At 44.4% G+C, this 20,426-nt stretch carries 13 protein-coding genes, 1 rRNA gene, 2 pseudogenes and 2 riboswitches; of the genes and pseudogenes, 14 read left to right on the forward strand and 2 right to left on the reverse strand.

The window, feature by feature from the left end; genetic code table 11:
• Window positions 1-11 precede the first annotated feature (11 nt).
• The 11 genes and pseudogenes from NOM72_RS12920 (at window position 12) to istB (ending at window position 13,925) form a co-directional block, all read left to right on the forward strand.
• Window positions 12-1,094 carry a sugar ABC transporter substrate-binding protein gene (locus NOM72_RS12920; protein WP_058265592.1) on the forward strand — a complete coding sequence of 361 codons (1,083 nt, stop codon included), beginning with the start codon at window positions 12-14 and terminating at the stop codon, window positions 1,092-1,094.
• On the forward strand, window positions 1,091-2,599 hold the full coding sequence (locus tag NOM72_RS12925; RefSeq protein ID WP_255999299.1) for a sugar ABC transporter ATP-binding protein: 1,509 nt from the start codon (window positions 1,091-1,093) through the stop codon (window positions 2,597-2,599). The genes NOM72_RS12920 and NOM72_RS12925 overlap by 4 nt, the downstream gene beginning before the upstream one ends.
• Window positions 2,596-3,600 carry an ABC transporter permease gene (locus NOM72_RS12930; protein ID WP_029340729.1) on the forward strand — a complete coding sequence of 335 codons (1,005 nt, stop codon included), beginning with the start codon at window positions 2,596-2,598 and terminating at the stop codon, window positions 3,598-3,600. The genes NOM72_RS12925 and NOM72_RS12930 overlap by 4 nt, the downstream gene beginning before the upstream one ends.
• 364 nt (window positions 3,601-3,964) lie before the next feature.
• Complete coding sequence (locus NOM72_RS12935; protein WP_023467045.1) at window positions 3,965-4,921, forward strand: AAA family ATPase; 957 nt, start codon at window positions 3,965-3,967, stop codon at window positions 4,919-4,921.
• On the forward strand, window positions 4,918-6,000 hold the full coding sequence (locus tag NOM72_RS12940) for a DUF58 domain-containing protein (RefSeq protein WP_023467046.1): 1,083 nt from the start codon (window positions 4,918-4,920) through the stop codon (window positions 5,998-6,000). Before NOM72_RS12935 ends, NOM72_RS12940 begins: the two co-directional genes overlap by 4 nt.
• Window positions 5,997-8,069 carry a transglutaminase TgpA family protein gene (locus tag NOM72_RS12945; RefSeq protein ID WP_255999300.1) on the forward strand — a complete coding sequence of 691 codons (2,073 nt, stop codon included), beginning with the start codon at window positions 5,997-5,999 and terminating at the stop codon, window positions 8,067-8,069. The genes NOM72_RS12940 and NOM72_RS12945 overlap by 4 nt, the downstream gene beginning before the upstream one ends.
• Before the next feature lie 40 nt (window positions 8,070-8,109).
• Window positions 8,110-8,211, forward strand: a riboswitch (purine riboswitch).
• Between the two features lie 129 nt (window positions 8,212-8,340).
• A complete protein-coding gene (gene guaA, locus NOM72_RS12950) occupies window positions 8,341-9,861 on the forward strand; it encodes a glutamine-hydrolyzing GMP synthase (protein WP_223041971.1) in 1,521 nt (506 codons plus the stop codon).
• A gap of 866 nt (window positions 9,862-10,727) precedes the next feature.
• A complete protein-coding gene (locus NOM72_RS12955; protein ID WP_255999301.1) occupies window positions 10,728-11,564 on the forward strand; it encodes a type II restriction endonuclease in 837 nt (278 codons plus the stop codon).
• Window positions 11,565-11,833: 269 nt separating this feature from the next.
• Window positions 11,834-11,980 (forward strand): hypothetical protein, encoded by a 147-nt coding sequence (locus tag NOM72_RS12960; RefSeq protein ID WP_255999303.1) that lies wholly within the window; start codon window positions 11,834-11,836, stop codon window positions 11,978-11,980.
• A 118-nt stretch (window positions 11,981-12,098) separates the two neighbouring features.
• Window positions 12,099-13,356 (forward strand): annotated as a pseudogene (gene istA / locus NOM72_RS12965) (IS21 family transposase).
• Window positions 13,357-13,385: 29 nt separating this feature from the next.
• The gene (gene istB, locus NOM72_RS12970) at window positions 13,386-13,925 is read left to right on the forward strand and encodes an IS21-like element helper ATPase IstB (RefSeq protein WP_255999309.1); all 540 of its coding nucleotides are present in this window, start codon (window positions 13,386-13,388) and stop codon (window positions 13,923-13,925) included.
• Between the two features lie 586 nt (window positions 13,926-14,511).
• On the opposite strand, the gene NOM72_RS12975 is transcribed toward istB, so the two are convergent.
• On the reverse strand, window positions 14,512-15,438 hold the full coding sequence (locus NOM72_RS12975) for a DNA adenine methylase (protein WP_255999304.1): 927 nt from the start codon (window positions 15,436-15,438) through the stop codon (window positions 14,512-14,514).
• Between the two features lie 232 nt (window positions 15,439-15,670).
• Window positions 15,671-17,015: pseudogene (locus NOM72_RS12980) on the reverse strand (IS1182 family transposase); the annotation flags it as partial.
• A 373-nt stretch (window positions 17,016-17,388) separates the two neighbouring features.
• A riboswitch (purine riboswitch) is annotated at window positions 17,389-17,490 on the forward strand.
• Between the two features lie 135 nt (window positions 17,491-17,625).
• On the opposite strand from NOM72_RS12980, the gene NOM72_RS12985 reads away from it, so the two are divergent.
• The 3 genes from NOM72_RS12985 to NOM72_RS12995 all read left to right on the forward strand — a co-directional run.
• The gene (locus NOM72_RS12985) at window positions 17,626-18,930 is read left to right on the forward strand and encodes an NCS2 family permease (protein ID WP_195865827.1); all 1,305 of its coding nucleotides are present in this window, start codon (window positions 17,626-17,628) and stop codon (window positions 18,928-18,930) included.
• An 85-nt stretch (window positions 18,931-19,015) separates the two neighbouring features.
• Window positions 19,016-19,927 (forward strand): proline dehydrogenase family protein, encoded by a 912-nt coding sequence (locus tag NOM72_RS12990; RefSeq protein ID WP_255999310.1) that lies wholly within the window; start codon window positions 19,016-19,018, stop codon window positions 19,925-19,927.
• 318 nt (window positions 19,928-20,245) lie between these two features.
• A 16S ribosomal RNA gene (locus NOM72_RS12995) occupies window positions 20,246-20,426 on the forward strand; the annotation flags it as partial.

Raw genomic sequence — 20,426 nt, forward strand, 5'->3', positions numbered from 1 at the left:
GGAGATATGTCATGAAAAAACTAGCTTACGCCGTCCTAGCACCGGCACTGTTACTAGCGGCTTGTGCGAATGGAGAAGCCACGACGACGAAGGTCGTTAAGGATGTACCAAAAGGGGTTCAATCAGACGTCAAGATCGCCGTGATCCGCAACCTAGCATCGGACGACCATACGAAACAATTCCTTGATGGCGCACGAAGTGAAGGCGAAGCGCTTGGTTTTAAAGTCAGCACGTTCATTTCGGAAGGTAACGACGTCAAGTTCAAGGAGCTTGTCGCGCAAGCGATTCAGCAAGATTATGATGGGCTCATCATCTCGCATGGTAAGGAAGACTACGCCTATGACATGATTAAACCAGCGGTCGACAAAGGGCTGAAGGTCGTGACGTTCGATACGGTCACGAAGAAAAAAGGAACGACGTTAAAAGGTGTGACGGAAACGTTCCAAAACGATCATCAACTCGCGAAGCTATCGCTCGATGAAGTGACGAAGGTGACGGACAAAAAGCCGGTCCGTGTCATCAAACTCTGGTTCGGACCAGGTTTTGCTCCACTCGATCGTCGTCAGGAAATCTACAAGACGTACGAAGCAGACGGTAAGATCAAAACGCTTGAGACGGTTGGACCGACAAACTTCCAAGATGTCCAAGGGGATATCGCAACGAAGATGAATGCGATTCTCGCGAAATATCCGAAAGGAAGCATTGATGCGGTTTGGGGTGCATGGGACGAAGTTGCAAAAGGGGCTTACAAATCGCTCAAGGATAATAAACGTCAAGAAATCCCGCTGATCTCGATCGATGTCTCGAATCAGGATATCAACCTGATGCGTGAAAAAGGCAGTAACTGGGTCTCGACGAGTGCGGTGGATCCATTCTTGATTGGACAAACGGACATGCGATTACTGGCTAAGAAAATCGCTGGCGAGAAGACACCGGATAGCTTTGATCTCGACGCGAAACTCGTGGAGCAGAAGGCGTTGAAGCAGGATACGACGATGTACAATCTCGATACGATCATCAAAGGATGGAGTACATCGGACAAATTCAATGAACCGTGGATGGACCGGTTGCGTGACGTCCATAAGAAACAATGACGTCTACCAATCATCACTTGAAGATGACCGGGATTTCACTGGCGTTTCCGGGAGTGCAAGCCTTAAAACAAGTCTCGTTTGAAGTGAAATCCGGTGAAATCCACGCGCTTGTCGGTGCGAATGGTGCCGGTAAGTCGACGTTGATGAAAGTCTTATCCGGAGCGGAAACGGCGGACGAAGGAACGATTCGTCTCGACGGGAAGGAGTTGTCCATCACATCACCACGTGATGCGAAACAGATTGGAATCGACCTCGTCCAACAAGAGGTCGATGTGGCGCTTGTACCGTATTTGACGGTCGCTGAGAATATCTGTCTCGATCTGTTGACGGACGGAACGATGACTGGCTTCGTATCCCAACGCCGTTACATACAGCGTGCCAAGGAAGCGTTAGCGACATTACAGGCGGATATTTCCATTAAGACACGTGTCGAGGAGTTGCGGCTTGCTGAAAAGCAACTCGTATTGATTGCCCGCGCCCTCGTCCAAGAACGCCGTTTTTTGATTTTTGATGAACCAACGGCACCGCTCAGTCAGGCGGAAACAAGCCATCTCTTTTCAGTCGTGCGTCGTTTAGCCGAACGAGGGCTTGGGATCATCTTCATCTCGCATCGTTTACAGGAACTATATGAGATTTGCGACTCCATCTCGGTCATGCGCGACGGTCAACTCATCTCACGACATCTTTTGACAGACATCACGAAGGAAGCTGTCGTTGAGCAAATGCTCGGGCGTCGGCTTACGTCTGTCGCGAAAACGTCACGGGTAAACGCGACGAACGTACTGACGGTCGAGAGTGCTACGAATGCGGACGTCCACAATATCTCCTTGACGGTTCAAGCAGGTGAAGTAGTTGGTATCGCGGGTCTTGTCGGTGCCGGTAAAACGGAATTATGCAAAGCATTGTTCGGTGATCGCCCGTTTCAGGAAGGGGAAGTTCGGATAGGTGGAAAAGCCCATCGCCTTCGCAATCCACAAGCTGCGATTCAAGCGGGAATCGGTCTCGTTCCAGAAGAACGACGAAAAGAAGGAATTCTTGTTGCCGATTCTGTCGCAGAAAACCTAACAGCAGCGGTAGCTCATGATTTCGTCAACCGCTGGGGGCTGATGGATCGTCGCAAAGAAGCAGATCAGGCATCGCAATGGGTCAAGGAGCTGGGCATTAAAGTGACAGACGTGAAACAGGAAGTAGGTCAACTATCCGGTGGGAATCAACAAAAAGTCGCCATCGGAAAATGGTTACTGACCGATGTTTCTGTACTCGTCTTGGACGAACCGACAAAAGGTGTCGACGTCGGAGCAAAACAAGATATCTATCGTCTGATTGACGGACTCGCGCAACAACAAAAAGGGATCCTTTACGCGACGAGTGAATGGGATGAACTTTTGACCGTCACGGACCGAATCTACGTCATGTTCGATGGACGGATCGTCCATGAAACGAAGACGGCGGACACATCAGAAGAAACCTTGTTGTGGTATGCGACAGGAGGAGGGCAACGATGAATGAGGTAGTATCAAAACAAACGAACCGAGGGAAGGGTTTACGTCCTGTCCTCGGATTCTTGAACGACTGGGGGATCGTCCTCGCGATCCTTGCCCTCGTCCTGTTTTTTGCGACGACGGCTCCAACATTCCTACAAGGGACGAATTTGATTAATATTTTACGAAGTATCTCCATCGTGACGATTATCGCGATCGGCTTGACCGTTTCTTTGACGGTCAATGGATTTGATTTATCGGTCGGGTCGACCGCGACGCTTGCGAGTTCTTTCGTCGTCTCGTTCTTCGTCTGGTACAGTCTACCGCTCGGTGTCTCGATTGGTTTAGCACTTCTCTTATCTCTTAGCGTTGCTCTGGTGAACATCTTACTCATCGTCTGGTTTAAGATTCCGGATTTGTTTGCGACGCTTGCAACGATGTTCATCGTCGAAGGTGTCGCGATGACGTATACCGGTGGTGGTTCAATCAGTGCTGGAATGCCGCGCCTAGACGGTACACCAACAGTCGGCACGATTCCGGAGGCGTTCGCGAAAATCAGCCAGGCGCCTTGGATCATCGTCATCATGCTCGTCGTCGTCGCTGTGACACACGTCTTCTTAAGCCATACGCGACACGGTCGTTTTCTCTATATCATCGGCGGGAATCCGGAAGCCGCACGACTGACAGGAATTCGTGTCAACCGCTACCGGGCACTCGCGTATCTGATTGCTGGGTTACTTGCGGCGGTCGGTGGGATTTTGCTTGCGTCACAAGTCGGATCGTCACAAATCAATGCCGGTTCCGGTTATCTGATGCCAGCGGTCGCAGCCGCATTCATCGGCTCGTCGTTCGCAGGACAAGGGAAGCCGAATGCGCTTGGCACACTCGTTGGCGCTTGTCTCGTCGGGATTCTTGAAAATGGTCTCGTCATGCTGTCTGTTCCATACTATTCGTTGAATATCATCAAAGGGCTGGTCCTTGCGGTCGCACTCGCGACGACCTATGCGCGGTATCGAAAAAAATAATAAAATTCGACGTTTCATTTATAACATATTCGGTAATATTCAATATATGAAAGGATGGTGATGCACATGAATGATTACCAATGTAGAGGGAACGATCGCATGTCGCTTCTGAAAGAAGAGGATCACCGGACTTGACGAACGTTGTCCATTGACACGGATGTATTCGTGTTTTACGTGCAACTGCACGGTTCAAGAACGGATCACGGCATGTGTTCGTTCCTGAAACAAATAAGGGGGAAACGCTACGGCGTTCCCCCTTTTTCATGTGCTAGAAACTGCTCGTATTTCTTTAAAAGCGTAGCGGAATATGAGATGATATAAAAAGTCAGAAAATTCAACTACTACGAGAGCAAGGGGCCTGACAATGCGAACATACACTAAGGAGATTCAAGCGATTATCGACAACGTAGAGAAAGTCATCATTGGTAAGGAAGATGTCATCACACAATCATTGGCAGCATTATTAGCGGGCGGTCACGTCCTATTAGAAGACGTACCGGGAGTCGGGAAGACGATGCTCGTCCGTGCGTTCAGCCGATCGATCGGGTTGACCTTCAAACGTGTTCAGTTCACGCCAGACCTACTTCCGTCGGATTTGACGGGTGTATCGATGTATAACCAGAAAACAAGCCAATTCGAATATAGACCGGGTCCTTTAATGGGGAACATCGTCTTAGCCGATGAGATCAACCGGACGTCACCAAAAACTCAATCTGCCTTACTCGAGGGAATGGCGGAAGCGAACGTCACCGTCGATGGTGAGATTCATACGCTTCCGAATCCCTTTTTCGTCATGGCAACACAAAACCCGATTGAACACGAAGGAACGTATCCGTTACCAGAAGCACAACTCGACCGTTTCCTCGTCAAAGTCAAAATGGGTTATCCTGATTTCCACCAAGAAATGAAGCTGCTGACACGTTTCGAACGGGATGAACCAATTGAAACGCTCGAAGCGGTGATTGGTCGCGAGCAATTGCTCCAGATGAAAGAAGAAGTCAAGAACGTCCATGTCTCACAGCCCGTCAAAAAATATATCGTCCATCTCGTCCAAGCGACCCGGACGAACGGTTCACTTTATCTCGGCGCGAGTCCTCGTTCTTCAATCGCCTTGATGAAAGTCGCGCAAGCGTGGGCGTACATGGAAGGACGCAGTTTCGTTTTGCCGGATGATGTTAAACATCTCTTGATTCCAGTCCTATCACACCGCTTGATTTTGACAGCGGACGCGCGTTATCACGGTCAATCGTCGGAACGGATTTTAGAACAGATCAAAAAAGAGGTTGCTGTACCCATCCAACAAGACGTGGAGTCCCTATGACGAAGTGGCAAATTGGTTGGCGTTACGCTGTACTCCTTTTGACGACGGTTGCCTTATGGACATATGCGCGCGTCGATGGCGGAAATGTTGCTTCCTTGCTGTTTTATGTCATGGCTGGTTTGACGGTCTACTGGACGCTCTTCCTCGTTTGGCCTGTCACGCAGGCACTGGCGACGCGCGAAGTCTCAAATAAGATGCTCGTTGCCGGAACGGATATCCCGGTTTCCTTGCGGGTTCGCCGACGTTTCCCGTTCCTTGTCGGAGCCGTCGAGGTGACGGAAGCGATTCCAAACGAACTCAGCGAAGAAAAACTCGATATTAGTCGTCCGCTCCGTGCCCACTACCGAAAGACAGAGCACATCGACTACACGATTCCATCGATTCGTCGAGGAGTGTACCAGATTCCTGGCTGTATCGTTGAAATTACAGATCCGTTCGGTCTGTTCAAGCGGAAGCGGATGTTTCCGGTCGAGACGTATCTTGCGATCGAACCGGCACGCCTTGCCGTTCAACTTCCGCATGAGGAGGATCGCGGCGATGGGGGCATCTCCCCTGTGTCGCTTGATCTTCGTCAGTCGTCCTTTACTGTCGTTGGTGTCCGAGAATACGTCAGTGGTGACCGGATGAATCAGATTGACTGGAAAGCGACGGCAAAACGCCAAGGTTTAATGACGAAAACGTTTGAACGAGAACAGGAACGGGAGACGACGATCGTCTTTGATGAGGGGACGGAAGCGGGTGAAGCTTTCGAACGAGTCATCTCGATGCTGGCAGAAGCGACGGATCAGCTAAATAAAAGACGGCTGAGCTACCGCATTCACCTCGTCGGACATGCTGTTCAATCGTTATCATTACCACTCGAGGGTGCGAAACTGACGCATTACTTGATGACGGCGCAACCGAGTCGGACGCGGACGTTCATCGAGTCATGGGAGTACTCGTCAAAAGCGCTTCGATTGAGTGGCAACGTCCTCTTCATCACGCCGGATCTTGAATCGAACAATGAACTATGGATCTCGAAGATTAATCAAGAAGCCACCGTTCATGTCTATACACCAGAACGGAGGGGAGTGCGATGATGCGACGCTTACTTTGGAACGCTATCGCGGCAGCCGTCCTGACTTGTTTCATGCCACCACTTCTTGAACTGACGACGTTCGAGCATCTTTGGTCGTTTTTACCGATGCTGTTTTTGCCTTTACTGTTGTCGCATCTATCACGACGTTACTTTTTACTCGGAAGTCTCGGTGGATTACTGCTGTCGTTCTATCTGATTTTGACGCCGGGAGCAGCACCATGGGGCATCTTTACGGAAATCAGTTCGGATATTCAGAGTGTCATCAATGGTGAATTGCCAGGACGACCCGCTTTCGCGCTCTCAATCGGACTGATTAGTTTCTTGATCGCGTATCTCGCGCGCCGGACATTCCCGAATCGTGGGTTTGTCTTTGGACTCGCCTTTGGAGTCATCGGGTTCATCGCCTATTGTGATACGTGGACGGATTATTCGGGAGAGACGTTCATTCTTTATCCGATCATCTTATCCTTGCTATTGCTCTATGCAACGGAAGTCAACGAACGACCGCGTGCCTCTTACGTTCGTCCGCTGAGCGCTGTATTCATCATGGGAGCTGTCATCGTCGCTGCCGTCCAAAGTCCTGTCATCAATGCGACATGGCAAGACAGTTGGTACGATTTGACGTCCGGGCTTGAAGGTGAAGGAGAGCCGTCGAATGCGATTCAAAAGGTTGGCTACGGTAACAATGATGAGCAACTCGGTGGTCCGTTCCAGATGGACGATCGAGAAGTCTTCCAAGTCGAGAGTGAAGGGAACCGCTACTGGCGAGTCGAGACGAAAGACATCTACACCGGAAAAGGCTGGGTGCTGTCAGAGTCGAATCCGGAAATCGATGCGCGTGGTTTCTTCTCGCATTTCGGAAAAGAGGTCAAGACAAGAAATGAGACGGCAACGTTTGAAATGGCACGTGAACTGCCGTTCGTTCCGTACAATGGTGATAATGTTCGGTTGACGGTCGACCAACAACGACAAAATGTACTGGTTGATCCTGAGAATCAAAAAATCTCGTATCTCGACGATACGAATCAGCAGCGCAACTATCAAATCGAATATGCCTATCCACTCTTCACAGAAGAGCAGTTACAGACAGATGAGCCGCTCGATTTATCAGCGGCTGACACACGTCGGTACCTGCAGCTACCAGATGGATTACCACAACGTGTCCGTGATTTAGCGAATCAAATCGTTGAGGGTGAAGAAACACCGTGGGACAAGGCGCGAGCGATTGAAAACTATTTCGAAGAAGAAAACTTCGAATATAATACGGAGGAAGTCGCCGTACCAGGAGAAAATCAAGATTACGTCGATCAATTCCTGTTCGAAACGAAGCTCGGATACTGTGATAACTTCTCGACGTCCGCCGCTGTGTTGCTTCGGGCAGCTGGATTACCCGCACGCTGGGTAAAAGGGTTCACGGGAGGCGAGTCCGATGTCATCGGCTCCGCCGTGACCAGTTATACGGTACGAAATAAAAATGCCCACTCGTGGGTCGAAGTCTACATTGAAGGAGCAGGCTGGGTACCGCTTGAGCCGACTGTTAGCTTCGACGGAGCAGGTCAATATACGATTGACCGAGAAACGAACAACGAGACGGAGCAAACAAATCCACAACGCGAAACAGAAAATAATACAGAGACGACGACACCAAATCGTCCGCAGGAAAATCTTCTCGACGAAGAACAGACGACGAGCGCCGGACAGACGGAGCAGAAGTCAATTCCGTTTTGGCCAATCCTTATGACGGCACTCGCTCTCTTGTTCCTTTACCTGTTCCGAAAACCAATCATTCGAACACTCGCGATTCTCTTCTTCCGGAGACAAATCGAGCGACCAGAAGGATTCCGACGGATGTACCGGTACCTCTTGCGACGTCTTGATAAAAAAGGATTCCATTATCAAGATGGTCGGACGCTTGCGGAACTCGCTCACGAAGTCGATGGGTACTACGAGACGTACGCGATGCGACCGTTGACGGATGCTTACGAACGGATGGTCTATGGCGGAGAATCATTATCTGCCGAGAAAAAACGTGAATATTTCGAAAATATCATTCGTCATGTAGAGGGTTGATATTTACGAAACGATACAGGTACAATGGGAACAACGTAAATCACACACATGCAATCTCCTTTGTATATACTCGCGAATATGGCGCGAGAGTCTCTACCGGGTCACCTTAAACGACCTGACTATGAAGGAGCAGACCCTTCGTATACATTTTTTTGTGAAGCGGCCTGCTCTTTTTCCATTTTATTCATGGGCGAAGAGTGGGCTTTTTTCATAGGGTACGCATGAAATCAGAAAGGCGGGAACAGATTTGGAAGCACATTTGGACCAGGAAATGATTCTCGTCCTCGATTTTGGAGGACAGTACAATCAATTGATCACACGTCGTATTCGGGACCTTGGCGTCTACAGTGAATTGCATTCGCATAAAATCACTGCAGCAGAAGTAAAAGAAATCGCACCTGCAGGTATCATCTTCTCAGGTGGTCCACGTAGCGTCTACGCAGAGGATGCGTACCGGTGTGACCCAGAAATCTTCGACCTCGGTATTCCGATCTTCGGAATCTGTTACGGCATGCAGCTCATGTCACAACATTTCGGCGGAACAGTAGAACGTGCGGGACATCGTGAATATGGAAAAGCCACATTGACGTTACAAGACCCGTCACCGATGTATGCGAACCTACCGCTTGAACAAACGGTCTGGATGAGCCACAGCGACCTCGTCACATCTGTGCCAAACGGATTCGTCGTCGATGGAACGAACGTGTCATGTCCGATCGCTTCGATCAAGAACGAAGAATTGAAAATGTACGGTGTGCAGTATCACCCGGAAGTGAACCATACGGTCTTCGGAAAAGAATTGCTCAAGAACTTCCTCTTTGAAGTCTGTCAATGTGCAGGCGATTGGTCGATGGAGAACTTCATCGAAATCGAAGTAGCGAAGATTCAAGAACAAGTCGGCGACAAAAAAGTCCTCTGTGCACTTTCTGGTGGTGTCGACTCTTCTGTCGTCGCAGCCTTGATTCACAAAGCAATCGGTGATCAATTGACATGTATGTTCGTCGATCACGGTTTATTGCGTAAGGGTGAAGCGGAGAGCGTCATGAAGACATTTGCGGATCACTTCCACATGAACGTCATCAAGATTGATGCCCAGGACCGTTTCCTCGACAAACTCCGTGGTATCTCAGATCCAGAGCAGAAACGTAAAATCATCGGCAATGAGTTCGTCTACGTCTTCGACGAAGAAGCTTCGAAGCTGACGGATATGGACTTCCTTGCCCAAGGTACGCTCTATACGGATATCATCGAGAGCGGTACGGATACGGCACAAACAATTAAATCACACCACAACGTCGGTGGATTGCCGGAAGACATGCAGTTTGAATTGATCGAACCGATCAACACGTTGTTCAAGGACGAAGTCCGTGAACTTGGGAAAGAACTCGGTCTTTCTGATGAAATCGTGTGGCGTCAGCCGTTCCCAGGACCAGGTCTCGGAATTCGTGTCCTCGGTGAAATCACAGATGAGAAACTCGAAATCGTCCGTGAATCTGATTTCATTCTTCGCGACGAAATCAAAAAAGCAGGACTTGAGCGCGAAATCTGGCAATACTTCACAGTCCTTCCTCCAATCCGTTCGGTTGGTGTCATGGGCGATGAGCGGACATACGACTATGCCGTCGGAATCCGCGCTGTCACGTCTATTGACGGAATGACATCAGACTGGGCACGTATCCCATGGGACGTGCTCGAGAAGATCTCGGTTCGAATCGTCAATGAAGTTCAGAACGTTAACCGCGTCCTGTACGATGTGACATCGAAACCACCTTCAACGATCGAGTGGGAATAATACAGATTGTAAATAAGAATTTTCTTTTCTTATTTGTATTAAGCTTTGAATGTTTAATTTTTTGTACAAATGCTATTCAATCCCCTATAAAGTTGGACACGAAATTGTCTGATTTTATAGGGGTATTTTAAATTAAACCATTTAAAATGCTGAATTTTAGCAACAAATGAAAAATATATATGTTTAAACAATCATATTTTTGGTGTGACGGTTCGTCAAATTAGACGCAACACTTCTTCAAAAAAGACCTCGTATACTGTTTTTCAATTTAGGAACATTTGTGGGCGATTGTTGATATGAGACATGATCCAGTTCTGCTGAGTCAATCATGTCACGAAATGCCGTTCCATTGGAGAAGAATTGTCGCAGAAGATCATTAGCGCTTTTTTTGCTATCGTGATATGGTTTGGAACTTCCCGACGGGAGAGTGGAGTGTTCGGATGGCGTTTTCCTATTTGTAGCAAGATGTCTAATCCGTTCTGGATGAGTCCCTTGTAGATTCAATGATAAATCGGTCTATACGAGAGTCTCTGTTCACGAAAGAATTATTCTGCAATCTATTTAGGAAACCGCATGGTACGCAGTTTTTTAAGAATACATGATCCAATCGCATCACTATAATCCTCCGTTAAATGTGATAATTTTATTCTACATTAGACCATTATGTTTTTTATTTTCTGGTAGGTGTTGCACTTAATATTAAAATTTGTCAAAATTAAAAAGGCGATTTTATTAAATATTAACGTTTTTAATATGTGGAAATGGATTTCAACTAGTTTTCAATGTAAAATTAAAGGGAGTTCTGTTTTTTTTTTTTTTTGAAAGTGTGTTATGCATTTTACTAAAACAAATAAGTGGGGATGTAAATGTTAAAAAATACCGATTTAATAATTGAAACAATTACGAAATACTTACCTAAAACCGAAGATGAGTGGGAACTGGTTGGATTTTTGAATAAAAAAAGAGAAATTTTTGCATTTGGAAATGACTCGAAAATTATAGGTAGATTATTCGAAGTAATTGCATTTGATGCACTTAATAAAACTGCACAAGAACTAGGATTTGAACTAAAAGAATCTGAAAAACAAACTGTTTACCCGGATTTTTATTTTATAAAACAGAATAATAGAAAAATTGCGATTGACATTAAAACTACGTATAGAAAAAGTAAAAGATCGAAATACAATTTTACTGGTGGAAGCTTTACAAGTTATATGCGCAATCCTACAAAAAATATTGCGGGAAATTATTCGGAATACGATGCTCATTATATTTTGGGAATCGTTTATGATAGGGAAACAGAGCCTACGATAGGAAAACAAACAATGAGTAACTTACCAAGTATAATTCCTGCTTATAAAAATATAGAAACATTTGTTCAAGAGAAATTTCGTATTTGTGGTGAAAAAAAAGGAAGCGGTAATACAGACAACATTGGTACTATCAAAGCAAACTCAACTAAACCATTTATTTATGGAGCAGGTCCATTTGCTTGGTTAGGTGAGGAAATATTTCACGACTATTGGTCAAATCATCCTAAGTATAAAGATAGTGAAGATACAAAAGAATCATTGTTTAAAGATATACCTTCCTACATAGAATGGAAAAAAAAGAGTGATCCAAAAATGGGAGAAAATATAGCCGAAAGATACAAAGAATACCAGTTATGGATTAGTGAAAAGAACAAAGATAATTGGGTTTGAAATTAATATAACTGAAAAGTAAATATAAAAAATTTAAACGATGTAAAAAAAGGATCTGGGCTAACCTAAATTTTTGAGACAATATAAAACCCCTTCGGAGTGGTACACTTTTAAAAAGTACTAACATCGGAGGTGTTTTTGCATGGGCAAAAACGTATATTCAAGTGAAGTAAAATGGGCAGTAGTCAAAGAAAAACTGAGTGGTGAGTAACGACGAAACAGATCATGGAGAAGTACGGAATCAAAAAAAATCGCAAGTCGAAATATAGATGAGATGGTATCGGTCTAATGAACTCTATCGATTCAATCAGCCGATCGGAAAACAATATACCTATGGACATGGACCAGATTCTGCGAGTGAGGATGACAAGGGAGAACGACAAATGTCTCATCTAAAGATGGAAAACGAAATCTAAAAAAAGTACATGGAGATCGAATGTAATCAACGCTGTTAAAATCCCTTATATCAACGTATTAAAAATCCCTCAAATTAACGGATAATGATTCTGACAACCTGAAAATGGAGTGTGAGACATGATTCGAAGTGAGGGATTTTTTATGATTCGTGAGTTAATAAGCAAAGGATGGACAATCAGAGCCATCTCTGACGAGACGGGATATGATCCTAAGACAATCCGAAAGTATTTGAAGATGGAAAATGCACCTACGGAAGTGAAGCGGAAAAAGAGGAAAGGAAAACTCGAACTCTACAAAGACTACATAAACGAACGTATCAAAGAAGGTACAACCAATTGCGAGGTTCTGTTCGATGAGATTCAAAAGCTAGGCTATGAGGGGGAAATGACGATTCTGAGAGAGTACGTGAGACCTTACAGACTTTAGCCTAAAAAAGCAGGCTACCGTCAGGGTTGAAACGCCGCCTGGACGACAGAGACAGATGGATTGAAGTGATGTCGGGACGTATGAAGTAGACGTTGAAATGCGTATGGTGTATGCCTTCTCCATCATCCTCGGGTATTCAAGGATGCGATACATCGAATTCACGACCGACATGACGCTGGAGACTCTGATGAAGTGCCATATGAATGCGTTCGCCTTCTTCAATGGCGTACCGCAACAGATTCTTTATAACAACATGAAAACGGCGGTCATCAGCTACAATCCAAACGGTATCAAGTTCAATCAGAAGTTCGAAGATTTCTTGGCCTATTATGGGATTACGCCGAAAGCGTGCAAACCCAGACGGGCACAGACGAAAGGGAAGATTGAGCGCTCATTCGGCTATATGAAACAGAACTTTTCAAACGACGTATCTGAAAGACATTGGAACAATTGAATCGTGACGTCCTCGAATGGCTACAAAACACGGCCAATAAAAAGAAAAACGATACGACGAAAGAGTTGCCTGAGAAACGCTTCGAGGTTGAACAAGGTTTTCTATCACCAGGACATTTGAAGCCGCATTATCATGTCCATCGCCGGGAAACACGTCAAGTAAGCAAAGACTGTTTTGTGTCCTACCAAGGACGACAGTATTCAGTTCCGTTCCGGTTCGTCGGACAACATGTACGAATTAGAATCACCCTCGACCATCATCTCGAGGTCTACGCTGATGTTCCAATGTCTTTCAGATACGTCGTTTGGCGAACAAATCGTCCAACATCCGATTGCCTCCGGGAATTTAAAGTATCAATTAAATTTAGAGCATTACAAAGGGCTAGAAACGACTCAAAAAGGTTTGTCGACCCGTCGTCTCCAGCCCGATATTCCTGAAGTGGAACGTCGTTCCCTTCAAGTGTACGAACAGTTTGAAAGGAGCGATCACGAATAAAACGTTCCAGACTTCCCTATTTTAAGACAATAGAAGACTTTGAATTTGCGTTTCAGCCGAGCGTCAATGAAAAGCGCGTCAGGGAGATGATGACCTGTCGGTTCATCGATAACGGCTTCAATGTATTATTATTGGGCCCGCCAGGGGTGGGAAAGACACACTTGGCGATTTCAATCGCTGCGGAAGCTGTCACGAAAGGTTATAGGACTTCGTTCATTACCGCGAACGATTTTGTAGAGGAGTGTCAAAAAGCCGAGAAATCTGGACTTCTTCCTCGTATCATCAAAAGGTACTGTCGATCCGAGCTACTCATTCTAGATGAAATCGGTTATTTTCCGTTCGACCCCATCAGTGCGAATGCGCTGTTTCAAATCATCTCGAAGAGATATGAGAGAGGCTCGATCATCCTGACTTCAAACAAGTCATATATTGAATGGGGAAAAATATTTGGTGACGAGGTTTTGGCAACCGCAATTTTAGATCGCCTTCTTCATCATGCGACCACTTTTAACATTCGGGGAGATTCGTATCGGATGAGGGAAAAGAAACGGGCCGACCCGTGTCGATAGTTTCCAAGAGTAACGTGTAAAAAAGGGATTTTTAATCCGTTATTAAGAAGGAATTTTAAACCGCTGTTGACAATCGAAAGAGAGTTGAGAAAGAAGCAGTCATAAAAATTGTAGAATCTCTGCGAAGAAAATATGCGATCACCGCTATTCTGAGCGTCTTGAAGGTGCCGAGAGCAAGCTATTAACGGTGGACGAAAGAATCTGTGGAAGCACCTTCGGTGCTCGAAAGAGCCATCATCGAACTAAGTAAACAGACGAAGTATCGATATGAGCATCCATATCCTCGATTATGGTATCAATCAATCGTGCGATATAATTTTCAGACACATATTCTTCTAGCACAATTTGTGCTCTGATGAAGGTGTGTATTAAAGTGATGATAGATGGCTAATTCGGTTTGCTCTCATGTGTTTTTTGTTCTTTTGAAGATTGTTTCGCAGTTTCATTTTACAAGTTTTTTATTCGTACATTAGGTTAGTAAGAAATTATAATAAATAAGTAAAGTTTGAATAGAAATAGCCGATGATTCCATGGATAGAAGGAATCATCGGCCATTTAATTAATCTGAGAGAGACTTATAGGTCAGTCAGTTCTCTATAAAATCATTAAAAAATGAAAGTTGTTCAACTTGATCAAATTTTTCTATATTTAAATTTTCTGGACTAATAATCAGCGCTTCAATCATAGCATTCCTATTTTTTTCTTTGCCACCTAAATGATAATAATGTTTTGTTGTTATTATCTTTCCTTTGTGCCATTTTTCAATATGACTGTTTTTTCTATATTGATTTTCATACCACATACTAAATGCATATCCAGAGGGTCCATTTTGAGCTAGTTCTGATAATAAAATTGCAAACTCTGGATTCCAATTATCGTAATATCCGTCATATCTATCGATATAAGGTGGATCTAAATAAACAAAATCGCCTTGTTTCATCAATAGAAAAGCATCTATAAAAGACATCTGTATAAATTCCCAATTTTTGTCTATCATCAAATTCTCAATCCAAGCTACTTGATTAACTATTTTTGTTATTAATGCTTTTTTAAATCTTTCTGGCTTTCTTCCGAATGGAACGTTGTATTCACCTTTCCCATTAAATCTAATCATTCCGTTGAAATTAGAACGCTGTAAAAATAAAAAATCTAAGGAAGAATGATGTTTGTTAAACCTCTCTCGAACTGTATAATAATACGAATTTTTATCTTCTGGTGTAGCAGAGAGTTTAATTGATTCTTGCTCTAAAAATTCTCTAACCATGAGCGAAGTAATCTTTCCGGATTGTATATCCTTGTAAAAATTTATAATATGAGGATTGGTATCACTAAAAATTGCTTTTTCAGGAGCTATATTAAATCCAACAACTCCAGATCCCATAAATGGTTCGAAGTATGTTCCATTTCCATCCCATTGTATAGATTCAGCTATGAAAGGAACTAGTTTTGTTTTTATACCTTGAATTTTTAAGGGGGGGACTTTGATTTTATCTAATTTTTGAGGCAAAATCATAGGTATTTCTCCTAACTTGATTAAAGAATCTTTGTTACGTAAGATTAAATTAAATAGTAATTCTTTTTCTTCATAAACACAATAATAAATCTAATTTTAAAAATAGACTTATTTTGATTGACTAATTTTTATAATAATAAGAGTAATCGAAAAAAATTAAACGACTGATGTTCAGTTTGTTATATGTAATGGTAACTAACATAATGAATAAGAGGTGGACTTCCGGGGAATACCAGGACCAATGCGCAAGGTTTTGAGGTTCGAGGCAATGAAAGTAAGCATCGCTTGAAGCGTCGTTTTTTTTTTTTTTTTCAGCCCTCGATAGAAGCTCTAACGCATGCCATGCTTCTCTTTCGTGTCCGCGAAGACACACTCAATTGTTTGCTGACGCTTTCGATACAACGTACGATTCACAACTGTATGTCTGAGATGCTCCACTTCATCCATCGCCTCTTTGCCAGAGATGGTGATGGATGACTTTTCTGTGGTCGTGACTCTACGTACATTGGGAGAGAAGAGGAAATGTCTCACACACAAAAGGATTCGAGGCATGTTCACGTTACCCGTCTCGCGTCGTCGTTCGATAACGGAGAACTTGATTGTTTTCACATATATAACAGTCACAATGTTCGTCATAGTAAAAGTCATTTGTTTTCAACATTCCTTTCACCCCTCTGAGGCGTGTATAAGGGAAGGCGGATAAAGTGCCTTGTTTGAGAAGATGATGGGCAATCGGAACAGTCTTATAGGCAGAGTCGGCGACGACTGCGAAGGGTTGTCCGAAATGGTGCGTGACAGTTTGAAGAAGTGCTGGAAAGACGATACTATCATGGACATTTTCGGGCGTTACAATCATCCCGAGGACAAAGCCATGCCGATCACAGGCGGTATGGCACGAATAGGCGAATTGCTTTTCATGCTCCCCCTTCACGTAATAGCCACTCTCCGGATTTGTCGTACTCTCCTTCGTCTCGTGTTCTTCAGCTTTCTTCATCTTAGGGTGAAAGGCTTTTTTTCATGCAAAATCCGATCCTCGTTGACTTCTTGGTCAAGTTCTTCTTTGTACTGTTGTGCGGCGCGTCGAACGAACTTCCTCTTATACTTCCGTTCGTTCTCGTTTGCTTTGATGTGGGTGGAGTCAATGAAAAGAACCGAGGTCCACGAATCCGACTTCGACTCCTTGTGTGAGAATCCGATAAAAAATACTCTCAAAGACATCTGTATCCTGAAAACGCCGAACGTAGTTTTTGTTGAACATAGAGAAGTGCGGCACCTTCTCATCCAGATCAAGACCTAAAAACAAACGATATACCACGTTGTTTTTTTAGGTCTTTGATGGTACGCCGTATAGAAAAAATACTGAATGTATATTGAATAAGCACCATCTTGATTAACAGAACGGGATTAGTACTTGGTCTGCCTGTGTTTTCGCTATACAAGTTCTCTACAGCGCTATAGATGAAATCGACATCGATGACTGCATCTATTTTTCGGACGAGATGGTCCTGCGGGACCAATTGTTCCAATGTGATGGTGATATTCTCTGAGCGATGATAGTGATTTTTCTTATCCATCATAGGGAGTCTTCCTTACTTTTCTCTACTTTTTATACCCGGAAGAAGGATCAGAGAAGCTTTTTGTTCACTCGAAATCGCTTCTTAGGGAAAAAAGAAAAAGCGAACCTGCAACGAAGCGAAGCGATGCTTGTCCCAAGAAAACGATTCGAGGTGAAAAAAACGTAATATTTTTTGTTAAGAAAAAACTTATACTTTGTCCCTAGTCTGCAAATAATATTAACTAATTTTTATTTCTATCATTATATTTATAAAAATTGTTTTTCATCCTTATTTTATCCGAACGTTCGGATAAAATAAGTGGTTAAATTTCGCTTTTATGGTTGACCCGTGAATTTGACCGTGCTACGATGTGTCTGTTCTTATTTTTCATACCACTAAAAAACATAAATAATGCCGTATAATTCTGGGGATAGGGCCCGGAAGTCTCTACAGGAACACCGTAAAGGTTCCTACTACGGCGCACACGCAGCATCGTGCGCTTATTGAAACGGCTTTTACCGCTTAGGTAAGGGCCGTTTTTTGTTTTCAAGGAGACGGCTTATTTGGAAGGAAGGCAATCATGAGCACACAATTGAAACAGCCACACCAACCGAAAGCAAAAGAAAATGCGATTGCGCGTTTCTTTGATTTCAATGGGCTTGGTACGAACATGCGTACAGAGTTCATCGCCGGCATGACGACATTCTTTGCGATGGCGTACATCCTGTTCGTCAATCCAAACACATTAGCAGACGCGGGAATGGACGCAGGAGCAGTCTTCGGTGCCACAGCACTCGTTGCAATGATTGGTTCCATCACGATGGGGTTACTCGCGAACTATCCAATAGCTCTTGCACCAGGTATGGGACTAAATGCTTTCTTCGCCTATAGTGTCGTCATCGGGATGGGTATTCCGTGGCAAACTGCACTCTCAGGCGTTCTCGTCTCAGGTCTTGTCTTCATGGTATTGACGGCTTCAGGTATTCGTGAGGTCATCATCAACGCAATTCCAGAACCGTTGAAAATGGCTGTTGCAGCAGGTATCGGATTGTTCATTGCATTCATCGGTTTAAAAACAGGTGGTCTCGTCGTTGCGAATGAAGCGACACTCGTTTCACTCGGTGATTTAAGTAAAGGAACAACACTTCTCGCGGTATTTGGTCTTGTCGTATCGGCGATCTTGATGACACGTGGTGTCAAAGGCGCAATCTTCTTCGGAATGATCGTGACGGCGATTGCTGGAATGATCTTCGGTTTGATTCCAGTCCCAACAAGTCTTGGTGAGATTGTTTCAGCACCACCGAGTATCGCGCCAACATTTGGACAGGCATTCCTCCACTTTGATGAAATCTTCACGGTTCAAATGATGATCGTCATCCTGACTTTCTTCTTCGTTGATTTTTTCGATACAGCAGGTACATTGGTTGCAGTAGCAAACCAAGCTGGTCTGATTAAAGAAAATAAAGTACCGCGTGCTGGTCGCGCATTGATCGCTGACTCAACAGCGACGGTAGCAGGTTCGATTCTTGGAACATCAACAACGGTTTCTTACGTTGAATCCAGTGCAGGGGTCGCAGCAGGTGGTCGTTCAGGTATGACGGCAATCGTCACAGCATTGTTCTTCGGTCTCGCTTTATTCTTCTCACCATTACTTGCAATCATCACAGCGCCGGTCACGGCACCTGCATTAATCATCGTCGGTGTATTGATGGCAGCTTCATTGCTCCAGATTGATTGGAAAAAATTCGAGTATGCGGTTCCCGCGTTCTTGACCGTCATCATGATGCCGTTAACGTATTCAATCGCAACAGGGATTGCATTCGGTTTCCTCTTCTATCCGGTCACGATGATCGCGAAAGGACGAGCAAAAGAAGTGCATCCGATCATGTATGTATTATCACTCGGTTTCCTCGGTTACTTCATCTGGTTGCATTAATCCAAACTGCGTCTTTCTTCTATTATAGAAGAAAGACGTTTTTTTTATTGGGAGAGGGTAAGGGAGAAGAGAGAGGGTGATTCAGATGTTACAGCAGATTACTGGACCTGTATTTGAGTACTTGGCTGAGAATAGGTTACTGATTCAATTAGCGAGAAAAGTCGGATTGCCGCTTGGTGGAACATTATTCGTCGGAGGACAGGGCGCAGAAGAGACACTCGATACCGTGAAACAATTTAATCAAGATGGACGAGCCGCTACGGTGGATTGTCTAGGAGAGTTCATCGAGACGGAGCAGGACGCGATAGACATCGCAAATGAATGTATTAAAGTCATCGGGCAAATCAAAGAACATGATCTAGATGCACAAGTATCGCTAAAGCTGACATCGGTTGGATTAAGAATTGATCCGGATATCGCCTATCAACAGTTGAGACGTATTGCAGAAGTTGCAGATCAACAAAACATGCGCGTAACGGTCAATATGGAAGAAGCGATGATGGTCGAGTCGATCGTCCGAGTCTTCGAACGCGTACATGAACATTATCCAAACGTCGGAATTGCGTTACAGGCAAATGTATTCCGTAGTCGTTTTGATCTAGAACGTCTTCAGGCAACAGTACGTATCGTCAAAGGGGCATACGATGGAGACGATGAACTCTATATTCAACCGAAGAAGACAGTCGATGAGACATACCTTCAATTAGTAAAAGTCAATTTGTTAAATGGGAACTACACGCAAATCGCGACACATGATGAACAGATCATTCAGCAAATCATTGACTTTACTCAAATGAAACAGATTGATCCATCACGGTTTGAATTTCAAATGCTTCAAGGCATGCGACCGAAACGACAACAAGAGTTAGTTCGACAAGGTTATCGTGTCGTTATTTACGTTCCGCATGGTGTGGACTGGTATACGTATTTGATGAGACGGTTAGCAGAACGCCCAGCGAATATCGCGTTTACAGTAGGAGCCATGTTAAGAAGGTAAAGACTTTGCGAAGAGGATTTAAACTCTTTGCAAAGTTTTTTTAAAATAATGCTTGTGTTTGTCGAATTTTGTTGTTATATTAATAAATGTTCCAGCGAGACGCCTTTTATAAACGGTTCGTTGGGGCTGAAAAGTTTTTTAAAAAGCATGGTTGACATAATCAAAACAACCTGTTAATCTATTAAAGTCGCTAAGGCGGCAGACGAACTTTGAAAACTGAACGATGAGGCAAAAATCGTATTCTACGGAATACAAAAACGAATGAAGCGCAAGCTTCGTCAATCGTGACTTCGGTCACACAACGAGCAAGTCAAACACTTCATGGAGAGTTTGATCCTGGCTCAGGACGAACGCTGGCGGCGTGCCTAATACATGCAAGTCGAGCGCAGGAAACTGACGGAACTCTTCGGAGGGAAGGCAGTGGAATGAGCGGCGGACGGGTGAGTAACACGTAAGGAACCTGCCTCAAGGATTGGGATAACTCCGAGAAATCGGAGCT

The sequence above is a fragment of the Exiguobacterium sp. LL15 genome (assembly GCF_024436095.1).
In the GTDB taxonomy this organism is placed as follows: Bacteria; Bacillota; Bacilli; order Exiguobacteriales; family Exiguobacteriaceae; genus Exiguobacterium_A; species Exiguobacterium_A indicum.